This is a genomic window from Vibrio sp. E150_011, from assembly GCF_053544015.1.
The window spans coordinates 642,076-658,956 of the sequence record NZ_JBHFOL010000001.1 but is presented as its reverse complement, the minus strand read 5'-3'; the positions used below and the strand labels follow the sequence as shown (position 1 = coordinate 658,956).

Sequence of the window (16,881 nt, the reverse complement as noted above, 5' to 3'; positions counted from 1 at the left end):
ATAGATAAAGTACCGCACACGCAGTATTATAAACTAGACGACTGGTCTAATTTATAATAGGCTATTCCAATGAATACAAAAACCAATGATACACGCCAACACATTTTGGATGTCGGTTACCAGTTAGTGGTAACGAAAGGCTTTACCAGTGTTGGCTTGTCTGAACTACTCAAAACCGCTGATGTGCCGAAAGGTTCGTTTTATCACTACTTCAAATCGAAGGAACAATTTGGCGAGGCGTTAATTGAAGACTACTTCCAGCAGTATTTAGAACGTATCAACAGCATTCTAGAATTGGGGCAAGGCAGCGGGCTTGATCGCGTTTTAGATTACTTTGGCCGCTGGCTAAGTGTAGAAGGTGGCAGCTGTAATGCCCACAAGTGCTTAGTGGTAAAACTCAGCGCAGAGGTGTCCGATCTCTCAACACCCATGCGAGAGGCGTTATTGTCTGGCGCTAACCGTGTCGTGGCAGCGATTGCTAAGTGCTTACAAGAAGGTACTGAAGATGGCTCGATTAACGTGGCGGATAGCAAAAATACCGCACAGGTTATCTATCAACTTTGGCTTGGCGCAAGCTTAATGAGCAAACTTACTCAAGATCAACTAGGGTTAGAGCAAGCGTTTATTACAACCAAACAACTTTTGGTTTAACCCCTATACATTCCCCGCCTAACGGGCTGTGTTCTCCACATGATGGAGGGGCAGTAATCAGGCGGGATTTTTAGAAATGAACACTAGACGACTGGTCTAATTTTGTGACTCAGATCGGTTTAACCTGAGATAAAGGAATAACATAATGACTCAAATGACTAACCGCCGTGTTGTATTGGCTTCTCGCCCAGTTGGCGCACCGACCCAAAACGATTTTAGAATTGAGAATGCGGACATCCCAAGCATCGGTGATAACGAAATGCTACTTCGTAGTATCTATTTGTCGCTTGACCCGTACATGCGTGGCCGCATGAGCGCAGCAAAATCTTACGCTGACCCGGTTGAGATTGATGACGTAATGGTTGGGGCGACAGTGTGTCAGGTTGAGCAATCCAATAACGCTGATTTCCCAGTGGGTGAGTGGGTACTCGCTTATACCGGTTGGCAGGATTATGGCGTATCAAACGGTGAAGGTTTAATCAAGTTAGGCCAACACCCAACTCACCCGTCATTTGCATTAGGTATCATGGGTATGCCTGGTTTTACCGCTTACATGGGCTTGCTTGATATTGGTGCGCCTAAAGCAGGTGAAACGTTAGTGGTGGCTGCGGCTACCGGCCCTGTAGGCGCAACGGTTGGTCAAATTGGTAAGCTAAAGGGTTGCCGTGTGATTGGCGTAGCGGGTGGTGAAGAAAAATGCCGTTATGCGAAAGATGTGTTGGGCTTTGATGAGTGTATTGACCATAAAGCGGATGACTTTGCAGAGCAGCTTGCCGCCGTGTGTGATAAAGGCATCGATGTCTATTTCGAAAATGTTGGCGGTAAAGTGTTTGATGCGGTTTTACCACTATTAAATACCGCGGCACGTGTGCCACTTTGTGGGCTGGTTTCTCAATACAATGCCACGTCGCTACCAGATGGTCCTGACCGTATGTCAGCGCTGATGGGTACTCTATTAGTTAAGCGCATTAAGATGCAGGGCTTTATTATCTTTGATGACTACGCAGATCGCTACAATGAATTTGCCCAAGATATGACAGCTTGGTTGGCGGAAGGCAAAATGCAATATCGTGAGCATCTTGTTGATGGCCTTGAACAAGCACCAGAGGCGTTTATGGGTCTGCTAGAAGGTAAAAACTTCGGTAAGTTAGTCATTCAGGTTAACCAACCTAAATAAGCTGATTAGGCGAAAGAATTCGATAGTTAATGGCTAATCGATTTGCAGGCTTCTCAACCTATAACTCTATAACTCTATAACTCTATAGGTCTAAGGCCAAAAACAACGCCTCGGCTTTGCGCTGTCAAAGTCGAGGCACGACATCAAGTAAAGGGAAATATTATGATCACGCTTCACCACTTAAACAAGTCGCGCTCAAAGCGCATCATTTGGTTGCTTGAAGAACTGGGTGTCGACTATCAAATTAAGCCTTATCAAAGAGACAGCGTGACATTTCTTGCACCGCCAGAGTTAAAGAGTATTCACCCACTTGGTAAATCACCAGTACTAGAAGATGATGGGCTAATTGTTACCGAGTCTGGGGCGATTACTGAATATCTTATCGACAAGTATGGAAAAGGATCGCTAGCACCAGCGCGCGGTACTCGTGAATACACGGAGTATTCTCAGTGGTTACATTTTGCAGAAAGCTCGGCAATACTGCCGTTATTGCTAAAACTTTTTGTCACTAAAGATGGCTGTAAAACTAACTTCCTAGCCGATTATGCTGACGCGGAAACCGCCAAGGTACTGAGTTACTTTGACCAAAGCTTAGCGGGTAAAACATACCTCGTTGACGAGCAATTGTCGGGTGCCGATATTATGATGTCTTTCATTGTGGAAAACTTAGTCAATAACGGTGCGATAGCGAACTTTTCTAACCTTGAAAAGTATGCAAAGCAACTTGCTACGCACGATGCATTTAACAAAGCTGATGAGGTTGAGGTTCGTTATTCATAACGTTTGACGATCGCTATGCCGCCTTTGTGTTGGCATAGCCCGCTTACCTGTCGACATCACTGTTCTCAGGTTCACTTAAAGTAATACAACAGTAAGAGCCCGCATGAATTCTATTGATCTCAATGAACCTTTTTCACTCGCTAATGGTCAGGTTATTAAGAATCGCTTGTTCAAATCGGCGATGAGTGAACAACTTGGTGACAAGCAACATAACCCAATGCCCGGTTTAGTCACCTTATACCAACGATGGGCGAAAGGCGGAATTGGGTTGGCCATGACGGGGAACGTGATGGTCGATAGAGCGGCACTTGGTGAACCGAAAAATGTTGTTTTAGATGAGCAAAGCGATTTAGCGATATTTCGTGAGTGGGCTAACGCTGGAAAGCAAAATGGTTCACAGATATGGATGCAGCTTAACCACCCTGGAAAACAAATCCCTAAATTCTTATGCGACGAGCCGGTTGCTCCTTCTGCGATCTCGTTAGAGCGTGGTTTAGAAAAAGGCTTTAATACTCCGCGAGCACTGAATGAGAATGAAATCCATAATATTATTCGTCAATTTGTCACCAGTGCCAAACTTGCGAAACAAGCGGGCTTTAGCGGGGTGCAGATTCATGGTGCGCATGGTTATCTTGTGAGTCAGTTTTTATCATCGAGACATAATCAGCGAGACGATCAATGGGGAGGTTCGCTAGAAAACCGACTTCGATTTGTCCTGGAAGTCTACCGTGCAATCCGTAAAGAGGTGGGCGATGATTTCCCTATTGGGATCAAACTTAATAGTGCCGATTTTATGAAAGGTGGTTTCACGGAAGAGGAGTCGATGAAAGTTGTCCAAGCCCTCAGTGCAAACGGCATCGATTTAATCGAAATATCGGGTGGTACTTACGAAAGCCCTTCGATGATGGGGGACAAAAACAAAAGTGAACCAGTCAAAGAAAGCACACTAAAACGTGAGGCTTACTTTATGGATTATATGGTAAAGGCTAGAGAGTTGGTAAGCACACCACTGGTGGTCACGGGCGGTTTTAGAACCGGTCAGGCGATGAATGAAGCATTGAATACCTCCGCCACTGACTTTATTGGCATTGCACGAACCATGGCCGTTGATCCAGACTTCCCAAATAAACTCATAGAAAACCCAAACTATGGCATGCCGCTCACGGTGCCAACAACAGGTAAGCCAGCGCTGGATAAAATGGCGATGGTTGGTTTGGTATGGTATGAACACCAAATGTGGCGTATTGCGGCAGGTAAAGAAGTCAATCCTAACCTAAGCGCACTGGGTGTGGTGGTTAAAACCATACTAAGCGCTGGCTGGCATACGTTTAAAAAGCGCAGAGTGTAAAAAATAGAATAGCCACACTATCAGAACCTTGATTGAGGTTCTGATAGGTAAAGTGTCCTTCTAGAGGCGATTTTATCCCACTCAAATATTCTTAAACCTACTGAGATAGCACTTCAAGTCAACGTTCGCCAGATAGGTATTAACGAGTTCCCGCAACATATCATCATCTTGTTTATCCACAGTATCGTAAATGCTATTGGTTACAGTGTTGTCTGGCTCTATTTCGATACGTTTTGGTGCGTGATTAATGATAGTATTTTGAATGAGATGGAAAGGTGTTTTGTCATTATTACCATTTTATCTTGGTCCTTATCTCAGTCAGATATTTTATTAAAAAGGAAGTCGCGTGCAAACGAGCTTTATTGATGGAACCACGCTGTATCGTCAGCATAATTTTACCTTACCTCTTAACTACCAGCATACTGACGGTGAGCACATTCGTGTATTCGCCCGTGAATTAGTGGATGTCTCCAAAGATAATCAAGACCTTCCATGGTTGGTTTATTTTCAAGGCGGGCCAGGTTTTCCATCGCCTCGAGCGAGCGGTGAGTCGGGTTGGTTAAAGCGTGCTCTGCAAGACTATCGCGTGCTCTTGCTTGATCAGCGCGGAACCGGTAATAGTTCTGCGGTCAATCAAGAGTCGTTAGCGCACCTAACGCCAAGTGAGCAAGCCGACTATTTATGCCACTTTAGAGCCGATAATATCGTACGCGATGCCGAAGAAATTCGAAAACAATTTGGCATTAAACAGTGGGCAACATTGGGACAAAGCTTTGGTGGTTTTTGTACGCTAACCTATCTGTCTTTGTTTCCTGAAAGCTTATTGCGTTGTTACGTTACAGGCGGAATTCCTTCGATTATTCGTCATGCTGATGATGTCTATCAAGCGACCTATCAGCGCGTAACTGATAAGAATAATGCGTTCTTTGCGCAATTCCCTCAGGCGCAAGCCATGTGTGTAGAGATTGCGCAGTACTTGTTAGAAAACGAGGTAACACTGCCAAACGGTCAGCAATTTACCGTTGAACAGTTTCAGCTTATTGGGATAAATCTAGGGCGCGGCGGTGCAAACCTTCCGTTGTATTATACGCTAGAGAGTGCCTTTATTGAGGTGAATGGCAGTAAGCAGCTTAGCTACAGTTTCTTGAATCATATGCAACAAGAACAAGGTTACTTGACCAACCCGATCTATGCGATTTTACACGAATCTATTTACTGTCAAGGCTTTGCATCTAATTGGTCAGCGCATCGCGTTAGAGAAGACTACCCTCAATACAACTATCAATCTGGGCAGCCTTTCTGGTTTACTGGCGAAATGGTGTATCCATGGATGTTCGACCAACTTGAGACATTAAAACCGCTACGTGAAGCGGCGAATTTGTTGGCAAGAAAAGAGGATTGGGGCAACGTGTATGATGCGAGCGTGCTCAGTCAGAACACCGTGCCAGTGGCTTGCGCAGCGTACGCTGATGATATGTTTGTTGAGCTAGATTATACCCGTGAAACACTAGCGGGACTGGGTTTGTCTAAAGCATGGATTACCAATGAGTATGAACATAACGGAATTGGCGTTGATGGTGAGAACATCCTTAACCGTTTAATCGCGATGGCTAATGAGTTAGATCACCTACCTAAGTAACTCATTTGGGTGTATCGAGTAAGTAAAAACGCTGCCTGCTGGCAGCGTTTTTATTTACTCGACGACCGGTTTCATTAGTCGGTTGCGGGTACCTATCCATCCATTGCCGCTCGGTTACATGGCGTTAGCAGGTGATGGGCATCGCTAGTCTTTCATATTAAAAATGATCACTGCCGCAAAGGCGAGAAAAGCCGTCATCATCAAGAATACGTCGTTGTACGCCATAATCGCGGCGTCGCGCTGCATGGTGGCCAATAAGCTGGCTTGTGCTTGCAGCATCGCGGTCGCGGCATCGCTGCCTGACTGAATAAAGAAAGCCTGTTGTTCATGTAAGGCGTTCCATCCGTTTTGACTGACAGAGGGCAGTGATTCTTTAATATGGGCGAGATGTTCCCGAGTTTTATTATCCAGCAGTGTCGCAATAACCGCGATGCTGAACGCGCCACCAAGATTACGCATGACATTAGTCAAGGTTGAAGCATCTGGTGTATCTATTTTATTGATATTTTTCATTGCCACCAATGAGAGCGGCACCATGATAAACGGACTACCAATAGCACGAAGCACCATTGAAAGAATCAACTGTTGGCCGCCAAAATCAACCGTCATGTGCGTATTGACGTAACAACTCACACCAAACATTGCAAAACCAAACGTCACTAAGTATTTAGGTTTAATGATTTGAGTGAGTTTAGGAACCAACGGAAAAATGAGTAGCTGGGGGAAACCCATCCACATGAGTACCTCACCAATCTCCATGGCATTGTATTGTTGAATCTGAGTCAGATACAAAGGCAGTACATAAATCGAACCCAGTAGCGCCATCCCCAAAATTAAGTAGGCGAGGCATGACATAGCAAATTGACCATCCCGAAGTAGCCTTAGGTTAACGAGCGGTTTTTTATGCTGCAGTTCGTTGATCACAAAATACACCAAACTCACTATCGAGATAATACTTAAACTAATAATGAAGCGTGAGCTGAACCATTCTTCTCGGTTTCCTTCTTCTAACACCACCTCTAAACACCCTAAACCGAGCGCCATTGTTGAAATACCAAACCAGTCGGCTTTTTTCAGTGATCCTAAATCAAGTTTTTCATCATCTAAACCATACCGAATCATGGAGATAACTAGCAGTGCTGGTGGGATATTGATGTAGAAGATGTAATGCCACGAATAGTTTTCGGTTAACCAGCCTCCGAGTGTTGGGCCAATCGATGGTGCGAATGTGGCTGTGACACCAAATAGCGCCATGCCAACCGCCCGCTTGTTAAGCGGTAATAACTGGATCACCAAAGAGAAAGCCAGTGGGATTAATGCGCCACCACTGAATCCTTGTAACGCTCGAAACGTGATCATGGAGGTCATGTTCCATGAGAACGAACAAAGTAGCGATGATAAGGTAAAAACAGTGGTCGTCCACATGATATAGCGGCGCTTCCCTAGCGCCCTTGATAACCAACCACTCAGTGGTATCGCGATCATCTCAGCAACCAAGTAAGAAGTCGATATCCATGAGCTTTCATCAAGAGTAGCCGATAAGGCACCTTGAATATCCTTCAAGGAAGAGTTGGTGATTTGGATGTCCAAAATCGCCATGAACGCACCAATTAGCCCACCAAATAAGGCAATCCAGTGGCGAGTTGAAACGTCTTGCTCTGATCCATTAGGAATGGCGACGGTCGCATTACTCATCGTTTAGCCTCGTTTATCGATGGTCGCAACAACCGATAAGCCGGGCAACAAGCGGCCTTGCAATGTTTTTGGGTCGGTGATGGTGATTTTCACCGGCACGCGTTGGACAATTTTTGTGAAGTTGCCAGTGGCATTCTCCGGTGGGAGTAAGGCAAATTTCGCACCAGTGGCAGGAGAGAAACTATCGACGACCCCCTCAAGTGGTTGACCCGGAAATGCGTCGAGTTCGACTTCAACCGTTTGCCCTTTATGAATACCACTAAGTTGGGTTTCTTTGAAGTTGGCTTCTATCCACACGTCGCTATTTGGGACTAGGCTCATCAGTGGCGCACCCGCTTGAATGAGGAGGCCTTCGCGAACGCTGCGTTTACCAATCACGCCATCTACAGGCGCGTAGACTTTGGTATAAGCGAGGTTGAGTTGAGCTTGCTCTTGCTGCGCTAACGCCTCTGTTACCGAGGCGTTGGCTTGTTCAATTTCACTGGCGATAACGGTTAATTGATCATGGCTGGCGATCAAATTGGACTTCGCTTCTTCTAATGCGGCAAGTGTGACCTTTTGTTGGGACACTTTACTGTCGACTTCATCTTGCGAAGAGTAGTTTCGTTTTAAAAGACTACGGGCACGAGCGGCTTGTTGAACGGCGCGTTCGTATTCAGCGTTAGCCGAATCAACACGGCTTTCTGCTTGGCTTATTTGACTGCGTTGTAACGTTTGTTGGGCCATTAAATTATGAACGCTTGATTGAATTACCTTGAGGTGTGCATTCGCTTGATGAAGCGCGGCTTGGAAATCACGGTCATCAATTTGTACCAGTAAATCGCCTTGTTTCACTATTTGGTTATCACTGACGTAGGATTTAACGATGTAACCAGACACCTTCGGGCTAATATTTGTGATGTCACCTTGCAGATAGGCATTATCGGTTGATTCAAAGTACTGGCCGTAGCTAAACCAATACGTGCCCCCCACGAGGCCTAATGACAACATAATCGCAGTCGCAATCAATGGGGCTTTGTTACGTTTTTTACGAGTGGCTGCAGGCAAGGATGTGGTGGTATTAGTCATTAATAGGCTCATGGTGTGGCTTGTTATAGATGTAACGAATTGTAAATGATTTGCATTGGTTGATAAGATAGGAAAAAGAGAAAACACTGTTGCAAAAATATGACCAATGACACCAAAATAATGAGTAACGAGTGATTTAAGCAACAAGTTATTGAAGTGACAACCATGTATGAGCAGCTAAAGATCATGGTTTGGTCAAAGATCGTAACACCTTGATAAATAATAGGCAGCTTGGAGAAAATCGATGGATTTAAATGCAGTGAGCGTTTTTACGCAAGTTGTTGATTGTGGCAGTTTTACGCATGCGGCAGAGGCATTAAACATGACCAAATCAACGGTCAGCCGCAAACTCGCTGAGCTAGAAGAACATCTTGGTGTGAGATTGGTCACACGTTCGACTCGTAGCTTGATTCTGACACCAGAAGGAGAGCATTTCTATCAATCGAGTTTGCAAATGCTGGAGATTATGAATCAGGCTGAGCTTGAAGTATCGGTTAATCAAGACCTCGTTCGAGGGCCGCTCCATGTCGTACTGCCTGTTGAATTGGGGCATCAGGTATTGGCATCATATATTCATGATTTTTTGCACGAGTACCCCAACGTTACCATGAACCTAGAGCTGACCAATCGAGAAGTGGACATGATTGGAGAGGGGATCGATCTCTACGCCCAGATTGGGGAGTTGGTCGATTCTAGCCTTGTATCGCGACACCTAACGGCTTCCAAGCGAGTTTTAGTCGCCAGTGCGCAATACCTACAGGAGTTTGGGGAGGTGCACACCCATCAAGATCTTATTCCGCCACATAAAATGGTGGAGGTGTTTAACAAAGCGGCGCGCTTGCCTAAGTGGCACTTACAACCGGAAGGGGGAGAATTGGTTCAAATTGATCTTCCTTGTCAGTTAAGAGTGAACACCTTGACGGCATGTTTGACGGCATGCATCGATGGTTTGGGCGTGGCGGTGCTCCCTGAGTTTATTTGTCTTGAACATTTTCGAACCGGTAAACTTATCCGCTTGCTCCCCAGTTATACCATGCCCGAAGTCTCAGTAAGCTTGGTGTATGCCGACCGGAAACTAATGCCAAAACGTAAAAAGGTGTTCATAGACTATCTGCTCAATGCCTTCCAACAGCATCGTTAGGTTTTTCGCACAGGACTTTAATCTAGAATAAGTTTTGGTTTTCATTTATCGGTACTATCGGCGGCAGATGTGAGTATCGAACATGAGCACATTTGCGCAAAAGCCAAAACAGAATTGTGCAAAGAGCCAAAAAAGAATCGCTACGCAGTGAATGCAGCGATTCTTTTTTGGCTTTCGCTGGCATAAAAAATCGTACAGAACTGAAATTTGAGAGGATGACCATGAGTAGTCTGTTCACAGAAAGTCGCATTGGTAGTATGACATTAAAAAATCGATTTATTCGAAGTGCGACGTGGGAAAATATGGCAACAGAAGATGGTCATATGACGGACAAGCTCTACGCCATCTACGAAGAACTTGCTCAAGGTGACGTTGGCCTTATTGTTACTGGGTATGCCAACATTGTCGCAGAAGAAAAACCTAATGCAGGCATGATGGGGATGTACGATGATTCGTTCATTGCAGAGTACCAAAAACTCACCGAGTTAGTACATCAGTATGGTTCTAAAATCGCGATGCAATTGGCCTACGGCGGTACAAAGACAACGTACAATGTTGGAGAACGCACCATTTATGCGCCGAGTGCGGTGTGTGAAAAAGGGACGCAGACATTGGGTAAAGCAATGACAAAGGATGAAATAGATTACATCGTCCGCGCTTTTGCGACAGCCTGTCAAAGGGCACAGCGCTCTGGATTTGATGGTGTTGAGATTCATGCGGCTCATACGTATTTAATTAATCAATTTCTAAGCCCGTATTACAATCAACGTGACGATGAATACGGTGGTAGCCTAGAAAATCGCATGAGATTCCTCCTTGAGATTTATGCAGAAACTAGAAAGTTAGTCGGTGACGATTATCCGATCTTAGTGAAGCTCACTGCAAGCGAGTTCTTTGATGGGGGAGTCACCTTTGATGAAACGCGACTCGTATGTCAAAAGCTCGCCTCTGTGGGTGTCGATGCGCTCATCATCTCAGGTAATATCCATGGCAAAGCAAATACTATGATTGGTGAAGCCCACGACGGGTATACCATTCAAGAAGAAGGGTATTTTCATGAATACGGTGCGGTCATTAGTCAAGAGGTGGCCGTACCCGTTATTACGGTGGGTGGACTGACGGATATTCATGCGATTGAAGCCATTGCTGATAACACGACTATCCAATATTTTGCTCTTTCGCGTCCTTTACTCTCTGAACCGCATTTGATTAAGCGGTGGCGGCAGGGGGATCACTCACCAGTGGAGTGTGAGCGATGCTCTAAATGTCGAACAAAACGTGGAAACTTTTGTGTTGTGAATAAAGAAAGAAAAGTGCAACTCGCCCGCCTATAAGTGGTCGCTCCGCCTAGTGACAATGAGTCAGCGTTTAAGTCTGGCTCATTGATGCCCTTCGATTGTTGAATATCGTGTTTATAAGATAGATACCAGCCTGAAATGATAAGGCGTAGCGTATTTGATCTGTTTCAGAAAAGCAGACGATTAAGCGTCCGTATGTTGACCAAGAACGTCAGCGCACAAAGTTACGCTAGGCTCACGGTCTCTTCACTATTTCTTCACTGTTCGTTGTCAGTAGGTTGGCTCTATTTTGTTCAATAAGCTGAGCGGCGTACGATGGCGTTACCGCTTGAATTTCCCCTTTTGCTTTGACGGACAGAGAATCCCATGCCTGATCTTTGTATTTTCCTGTTTGTGTGTATTGAATGAGTACTTTCATCGACGGCTCGCTTAGTGTGTGGTGAACGTGCTAGTAACAGTAGTTTCTATTGCGTGGTTGCGCATCCGTTAAATGTGAAACATAAGATTAACCAAATGCAAGCGGCCTGCTAAGTAATAGCATAGAGAAAGCCGGTTTTCTCTATGCTATTCAGCCTCCACTTTTCCGTGTGTGACTTGTTTGTTCACCACCCAGATTGACGTTCTTTTCAATCATCTAACAAGCTATTGCGATCGAAATATCGGCGTAAATTCGCATTCTGTCCGTGTGTTAAATCCTCTATTTTTAACGTTACTTTTCCCACTCCTCACTTCTTTTTTTTCAATGTTATTGGGAATAATAGATTCAGAAAAAAATAACATGCTAGCGCGTCACTGAACCCCATCGTTGGGCTGTATTTGACCTTGTCAATCAGCGCAAATAGACAGGAAATAATACCCACTGCATAAAAAAGGTTAGAGTTCTAATTATATTATTTCGCCGTTATTTATTCCTTTAATGTGCTTTGTGTCGCACTTTTGGGCTTTCAATCCATCTATTTTTGATTTGAATGGTTCATTGTGGGCTAATACGTGCGGATTTTGTTTAGAGAACGAAGGAAATGTATCTGCACATGATTACCGCAGCACCTTGGGTAATGTATCCCGAAATTAGTGAGAAACCTCATAAGAAATGGACATTTTCAGAGCCTACGGGTCAGGATGGAAATGACATTTTCCGCCTCATCGCGGCTTGCCCGCCTCTTGATGTGAACTCGTCATATTGCAATTTTCTCCAATCCACTCATTTTAGCCGAACGTGTATTCTTGCGAGGGCCGAGGGCGAGATTGCTGGGTTTATTTCAGGGTATCGAAAACCTGACGATCTCAACACCTTGTTTATTTGGCAGGTCGCGGTTTCTCCAAACTACCGAGGCAGAGGTTTGGCGTTTAGCATGATTGACGCGCTACTTAATCGAAATGAACTCGCAGGAGTGTCGGCGATAGAAACGACGATTACTGAAAATAATGACGCCTCTTGGGCATTATTCAAAAAAATTGATAAGCAACACGGCCAGCGTGGTCGAGTTAGTACCTTTTTGGACGAAAAAATACACTTTAAGGGCGAGCATGATACAGAGCTTTTGTATCGGATCCCGCTTAACGTAACGCAGCAAAACGCAACTCAAAAATAGGAATAAAAACGGTCTCATCATGGATATTTTTAACAAGCAAGAATCAAAAGTACGCTCTTATTCAAACAGTTTCCCTGTTGTTTTTACCAAAGCAAAAGGGTGCTGGCTTGAAACGGAACAAGGCGATCGATACTTAGATTTTCTTGCTGGTGCAGGATCACTGAATTATGGCCACAATCACCCTGTCTTTAAGCAAGCATTGCTTGAGTACATTGAACAAGATGGGATCACTCACGGGCTGGATATGCATTCAGATGCTAAGGCTTGTTTCTTAACGGCGCTGCAGCGCGATATTTTGGCACCTAGAGGCTTGGACTATAAAGTACAATTTACAGGCCCTACTGGTACGAATGCAGTAGAAGCGACGCTGAAGCTCGCACGTAAGGTGACGGGGCGAAGTTCAATTGTCGCTTTCACGAATGGTTTTCATGGGTGCACGGCAGGGGCGCTCGCCGCGACAGGGAATCAACATCACCGTCAAGGTGCAGGGACGAGTTTGCACAACGTTACTCGCATGCCATTTGAAGGCTACGCTGATATTGATGGTCTTACGCTATTTGAAACGATGCTTGGCGACAATTCAGCCGGCATGGATAAGCCTGCGGCGGTATTACTAGAAACGGTGCAGGGAGAAGGTGGCCTGAACGTCGCATCCAATGAATGGCTACAACGCCTAAGCCAAATCTGTAAGCAACATGAGATATTATTGATTGTTGATGACATCCAAGCGGGTTGTGGTCGTACGGGCACCTTCTTTAGCTTTGAGCCATCAGGAATAAAGCCTGACATGGTGACTTTATCTAAATCCATCGGGGGCTATGGGTTGCCAATGGCGGTGGTACTGTTGAGTCCAGAGTTAGATATCTGGAAGCCAGGTGAGCATAACGGTACGTTCCGTGGCAACAACCATGCGTTTGTCACGGCGACAAAAGCGATTGAACATTATTGGTCTGACCGTCAATTCGAAGCGCACATTTCTCAGCGTTCTGCGCAGGTATCGGACACATTGCAGCGTTGTCTCAAGCGTCATCCCGCACTGTTTGTGCAAGAAAAAGGCCGAGGTTTGATGATCGGTATCGAATGCCACAGTGGTGACTTTGCTGGAGACATTGCCAAGCATTGCTTTGCCAACGGCTTGGTCATCGAGACTGCTGGTCCACAAGATGAAGTCGTTAAATTTTTCTGTCCATTAACCATTACCGAGTCGGAATTGAGTCAAGGGCTTGAGATCTTTGAAAAATCGGTTGAGCTGGTGGTTGCGAAACATTTTAAAAAAGCATCTTAATAAAGGATTAAAAGATGATTGTAAGAACGCTGAATGAGTGTCGTGATAGTGAGCGAAGAGTTGTATCGGAAACATGGGAAAGTGTCCGTATGCTTCTGAAAGATGACAATATGGGTTTTTCTTTTCATATAACGACTATCTACGAAAATACTGAGACGCACATTCACTACCAAAACCACTTAGAGTCGGTTTATTGCATGAGTGGTGAGGGTGAAATTGAAGTCGTGGGCGGGGAGACCTACCCCATCATGCCAGGAACATTGTATATCTTAGATCAAAATGATGAGCATTTTCTACGTGCCTATCAAGGAAAAGAAATGGTTATGGCTTGTGTATTTAACCCGCCGATTACGGGAAAAGAAGTGCACGACGAAAACGGTGTTTACCCACTGTTTGACTAAGTTCTAACCCATTAGATGGTAACAGAGTCAGCATCAACTGGCTCTGTTACACGGGTTGTGTTCCCTTCAATTCACCACCTTACCCTTGACCTAAAATTTGAATCTAAGGCTTTATATGACTTATACCGTAGAGAAAATCGGCGGTACTTCAATGACAGCGTTTGACGCTGTGCTCGAAAATATCTTCTTAAAACCCGCACCAGAAAATCGCTATAACCGAGTTTTTGTGGTGTCCGCGTACAGCGGCATGACAGACGCATTACTAGAGTGCAAAAAGACCAGTAAACCGGGTGTCTATCAGCTTGTCGCCAAGCGTGATGATGCGTGGCAAGACGCGCTTGATTATGTAGAACAACGAATGTTGCTGACCAATGGCCATATTTTTGCCGATCCAATGAATCGCCTGCGAGCCGACAAATTTATTTGTACTCGTATTACCGAAGCCAAAAATTGTATCTCGAATATTCTTGAAACCTGCCAGTTCGGCCAGTTTTCATTACGTCACTATCTGCCACAAGTGCGCGAATTTCTATCGTCAATTGGTGAGGCCCATAGCGCATTTAATACGGCGCTTAAGTTGAAAAGCTTGGGCATCAATGCCAAGTTCGTCGATTTATGCGGTTGGTGTTCAGATAAGCCGAAAAGCCTTGATGATAATATCCGTGATGCTTTTGCCAGTATCGATGTCAGTACAGAATTACCTATTGTGACAGGGTATGCCTCGTGTACTGATGGACTGATGTCGACCTATGATCGTGGCTACAGTGAGATGACGTTTAGCCGGATTGCGTCGATAACTCAAGCGGATCTCGCCATTATCCATAAAGAATATCATTTGAGCTCTGCAGACCCGCGAGTGGTTGGGGAAGATAAAGTCTTTCCTCTTGGGCATACCAATTATGACGTGGCAGATCAGTTGGCTAACTTGGGAATGGAGGCGATTCATCCCAATGCAGCGGCTGGGTTGCGTGAAAGTAATATCGAGTTGCAGATTAAAAACACATTTGAGCCGAGCCATCCGGGCACATTAATCTCAAGCGAGCATCGCCCCACTGATAATAAAATCGAGATCATTGCGGGGAAACAGCAAGTCTTTGCATTGCATCTTTTTGATCAAGCCATGGTCGGGCAGGTTGATAACGTGAGTTGTGAACTCATGGAAATTATCGCTGATGCGCATGTAAGCTTGATTGGTAAAGAAATGAATGCGAATTCAATTACCTATTACCTCGGTGGCAACAAAGAAAGCCTCAATAAGGTGCTCTATAAGGCTGAAAAACGCTATCCTCATTCTGAGATTAAGAGACGTATGGTCGCGCTTATTTCGGTTATTGGTTCTAAAATTGACACGAATAAAGCACTGGCTCAAGGCGTGTTAGCCCTCATGCATCAAGGCGTGATACCCGTTGCCCTTCACTCATCTATGCGTAATGTTAACGTTCAGTTTGTTGTTGATGACAATCAGTATGGAGAGGCTATCTGTGCGCTGCATGATGAGTTTGTTTCCAAGCAAAGCCCGGCACTTTCTCGCTCGAAGGTTGCTTGATATCAGTTGTTTGATTAAAGCTTGTGGCTGACGGCCTATGCGTCCCCCCAGTAATGCGCGACCAGCACATTACTGGGGGGACTTTATTTATACTTAAACGTGATAGCAAACGATGTGTCTACTCCTCCTTCTCTTTTTCTTATGCCATCACACTGAGTAATCGATATTTTTTAGCACCTATATTCAACACTTTTTATGGTGATAAATTGATATTTGAAGGTCGTATGACTAGTCTCAGAAGTAATCCAACTCACGCTCGGACATGTTAGTTATGATTGTTTTTAGGCAAGTTGTTACTTCGACTATGGGGGCATTATTTGCTTTGCTTCTTACTCATTCAGCCTTCGCTAGCGAACTTTCTGAATATAAGGGATCAGGAAGCTTGACTCAGGGTAGAGCAAAGACAACCGAATCAAATATCTTTACTTGCCAAAAGGGGCGAGCTCGAGTCGCAGGGATAGGGAGTATCACGGACGTTAACGGTACGAATTGGATTATGCCAGCAGACAACCATTTTTCTTCCGGACCCAAGGCAATGGATCTTTATGAAGAATGTGCAGGGATAACCCCGGCAAGTATTGATGATGTAAATCAAGACGAAGCAGAGATTGTCGTTATTGACCCTGAGGGAGAGGTCGTGACAGGTTATATTTTTGCCGACAATTATTTTGAACTTTATATCAACGGAAGCTTGGTGGCTGTGGACACGGTGCCATTTACCCCTTTCAATTCAAGCATAGTGAAGTTTAAGGTCAGTAAGCCGTATACGATTGCAGTAAAAGTGATTGATTGGGAAGAAAACCTTGGCTTAGGTACCGAAAATAACCGCGGAAAACAATATCACCCTGGAGACGGTGGATTTATTGCCAGTTTCAGCGATGGAACGGTAACAAATGCTAACTGGCGAGCCCAAACGTTCTATACGGCTCCGATTTATGATCTCACCTGCTTGCAAGAAAAAAACGGCGCTCGACTGTCTAGTGATTGCACGACAGAAGGGACGAATGACGGTGAGAGTGCCTATGCCATTCATTGGCAAATACCAAAAGATTGGATGGAGGTCGATTTTGATTCTGAACCTTGGCCGCAGGCTTCGTTATACAGCGAAGATGAAATTGGTGTAAATAATAAAAAGGCATACATGAATTTTGTTGAAAAGTTTAGTGGTGCAGGTGCAAGCTTTATTTGGTCAACGAATGTGGTGCTTGATAATGAAGTTTTGTTGCGATACCAAGTGGAATGATAGAGCGCGAGTGTCGC

The 16,881-nt window shown here is 44.8% G+C and carries 15 protein-coding genes; 12 read left to right on the top strand and 3 right to left on the bottom strand.

What is annotated here, in order from left to right; translation table 11 throughout:
* Positions 1-69 precede the first annotated feature (69 nt).
* From ACE1OE_RS02710 to ACE1OE_RS02690, 5 genes are all read left to right on the top strand, one after another.
* Positions 70-651, top strand: coding sequence for a TetR/AcrR family transcriptional regulator (locus tag ACE1OE_RS02710; RefSeq protein WP_449210023.1), 582 nt, complete (start codon positions 70-72; stop codon positions 649-651).
* Positions 652-796: 145 nt separating this feature from the next.
* On the top strand, positions 797-1,828 hold the full coding sequence (locus ACE1OE_RS02705) for an NADP-dependent oxidoreductase (protein WP_449210022.1): 1,032 nt from the start codon (positions 797-799) through the stop codon (positions 1,826-1,828).
* Positions 1,829-1,990: 162 nt separating this feature from the next.
* Positions 1,991-2,608, top strand: a complete 618-nt coding sequence (locus tag ACE1OE_RS02700; RefSeq protein WP_449210021.1) for a glutathione S-transferase family protein — start codon at positions 1,991-1,993, stop codon at positions 2,606-2,608.
* A gap of 103 nt (positions 2,609-2,711) precedes the next feature.
* Positions 2,712-3,956, top strand: coding sequence for an NADH:flavin oxidoreductase/NADH oxidase family protein (locus ACE1OE_RS02695; RefSeq protein ID WP_449210020.1), 1,245 nt, complete (start codon positions 2,712-2,714; stop codon positions 3,954-3,956).
* 346 nt (positions 3,957-4,302) lie between these two features.
* On the top strand, positions 4,303-5,595 hold the full coding sequence (locus ACE1OE_RS02690; protein ID WP_449210019.1) for an alpha/beta fold hydrolase: 1,293 nt from the start codon (positions 4,303-4,305) through the stop codon (positions 5,593-5,595).
* A gap of 144 nt (positions 5,596-5,739) precedes the next feature.
* On the opposite strand, the gene ACE1OE_RS02685 is transcribed toward ACE1OE_RS02690, so the two are convergent.
* A complete protein-coding gene (locus ACE1OE_RS02685; RefSeq protein WP_449210018.1) occupies positions 5,740-7,290 on the bottom strand; it encodes an MDR family MFS transporter in 1,551 nt (516 codons plus the stop codon).
* Positions 7,291-7,293: 3 nt separating this feature from the next.
* Positions 7,294-8,358, bottom strand: a complete 1,065-nt coding sequence (locus ACE1OE_RS02680; RefSeq protein ID WP_449210017.1) for an HlyD family secretion protein — start codon at positions 8,356-8,358, stop codon at positions 7,294-7,296.
* A gap of 244 nt (positions 8,359-8,602) precedes the next feature.
* Between ACE1OE_RS02680 and ACE1OE_RS02675 the strand changes: the two genes are divergently transcribed.
* On the top strand, positions 8,603-9,499 hold the full coding sequence (locus ACE1OE_RS02675; RefSeq protein WP_102468942.1) for a LysR family transcriptional regulator: 897 nt from the start codon (positions 8,603-8,605) through the stop codon (positions 9,497-9,499).
* Between the two features lie 221 nt (positions 9,500-9,720).
* A complete protein-coding gene (locus tag ACE1OE_RS02670; RefSeq protein WP_102469103.1) occupies positions 9,721-10,833 on the top strand; it encodes an NADH:flavin oxidoreductase in 1,113 nt (370 codons plus the stop codon).
* A 199-nt stretch (positions 10,834-11,032) separates the two neighbouring features.
* Here ACE1OE_RS02670 and ACE1OE_RS02665 read toward each other — a convergent pair whose 3' ends face one another.
* Entirely contained in the window at positions 11,033-11,215 is a 183-nt protein-coding gene (locus tag ACE1OE_RS02665) for a hypothetical protein (RefSeq protein ID WP_102468943.1), read from the bottom strand.
* Positions 11,216-11,828: 613 nt separating this feature from the next.
* On the opposite strand from ACE1OE_RS02665, the gene ectA reads away from it, so the two are divergent.
* The 5 genes from ectA to ACE1OE_RS02640 all read left to right on the top strand — a co-directional run bounded on the left by ectA (position 11,829) and on the right by ACE1OE_RS02640 (position 16,864).
* The gene (gene ectA, locus ACE1OE_RS02660) at positions 11,829-12,389 is read left to right on the top strand and encodes a diaminobutyrate acetyltransferase (RefSeq protein ID WP_449210016.1); all 561 of its coding nucleotides are present in this window, start codon (positions 11,829-11,831) and stop codon (positions 12,387-12,389) included.
* A gap of 19 nt (positions 12,390-12,408) precedes the next feature.
* A complete protein-coding gene (ectB, locus tag ACE1OE_RS02655; RefSeq protein WP_102468945.1) occupies positions 12,409-13,674 on the top strand; it encodes a diaminobutyrate--2-oxoglutarate transaminase in 1,266 nt (421 codons plus the stop codon).
* Between the two features lie 14 nt (positions 13,675-13,688).
* Positions 13,689-14,075, top strand: coding sequence for an ectoine synthase (locus ACE1OE_RS02650; RefSeq protein WP_102468946.1), 387 nt, complete (start codon positions 13,689-13,691; stop codon positions 14,073-14,075).
* Between the two features lie 115 nt (positions 14,076-14,190).
* Entirely contained in the window at positions 14,191-15,621 is a 1,431-nt protein-coding gene (locus ACE1OE_RS02645) for an aspartate kinase (protein ID WP_449210015.1), read from the top strand.
* 304 nt (positions 15,622-15,925) lie between these two features.
* The gene (locus ACE1OE_RS02640) at positions 15,926-16,864 is read left to right on the top strand and encodes a hypothetical protein (protein WP_449210107.1); all 939 of its coding nucleotides are present in this window, start codon (positions 15,926-15,928) and stop codon (positions 16,862-16,864) included.
* The last annotated feature ends 17 nt before the right edge of the window (positions 16,865-16,881 follow it).

What these genes read in the sequence shown, in the direction of transcription:
- ACE1OE_RS02710 (WP_449210023.1), top strand. Translation starts at nt 70, where the DNA reads ATGAATACAAAAACCAATGATACACGCCAACACATTTTGGATGTCGGT.
- ACE1OE_RS02705 (WP_449210022.1), top strand. Translation starts at nt 797, where the DNA reads ATGACTCAAATGACTAACCGCCGTGTTGTATTGGCTTCTCGCCCAGTT.
- ACE1OE_RS02700 (WP_449210021.1), top strand. Translation starts at nt 1,991, where the DNA reads ATGATCACGCTTCACCACTTAAACAAGTCGCGCTCAAAGCGCATCATT.
- ACE1OE_RS02695 (WP_449210020.1), top strand. Translation starts at nt 2,712, where the DNA reads ATGAATTCTATTGATCTCAATGAACCTTTTTCACTCGCTAATGGTCAG.
- ACE1OE_RS02685 (WP_449210018.1), bottom strand. Translation starts at nt 7,290, where the DNA reads ATGAGTAATGCGACCGTCGCCATTCCTAATGGATCAGAGCAAGACGTT.
- ACE1OE_RS02680 (WP_449210017.1), bottom strand. Translation starts at nt 8,358, where the DNA reads ATGACTAATACCACCACATCCTTGCCTGCAGCCACTCGTAAAAAACGT.
- ACE1OE_RS02675 (WP_102468942.1), top strand. Translation starts at nt 8,603, where the DNA reads ATGGATTTAAATGCAGTGAGCGTTTTTACGCAAGTTGTTGATTGTGGC.
- ACE1OE_RS02670 (WP_102469103.1), top strand. Translation starts at nt 9,721, where the DNA reads ATGAGTAGTCTGTTCACAGAAAGTCGCATTGGTAGTATGACATTAAAA.
- ACE1OE_RS02665 (WP_102468943.1), bottom strand. Translation starts at nt 11,215, where the DNA reads ATGAAAGTACTCATTCAATACACACAAACAGGAAAATACAAAGATCAG.
- ectA (WP_449210016.1), top strand. Translation starts at nt 11,829, where the DNA reads ATGATTACCGCAGCACCTTGGGTAATGTATCCCGAAATTAGTGAGAAA.
- ectB (WP_102468945.1), top strand. Translation starts at nt 12,409, where the DNA reads ATGGATATTTTTAACAAGCAAGAATCAAAAGTACGCTCTTATTCAAAC.
- ACE1OE_RS02650 (WP_102468946.1), top strand. Translation starts at nt 13,689, where the DNA reads ATGATTGTAAGAACGCTGAATGAGTGTCGTGATAGTGAGCGAAGAGTT.
- ACE1OE_RS02645 (WP_449210015.1), top strand. Translation starts at nt 14,191, where the DNA reads ATGACTTATACCGTAGAGAAAATCGGCGGTACTTCAATGACAGCGTTT.
- ACE1OE_RS02640 (WP_449210107.1), top strand. Translation starts at nt 15,926, where the DNA reads ATGGGGGCATTATTTGCTTTGCTTCTTACTCATTCAGCCTTCGCTAGC.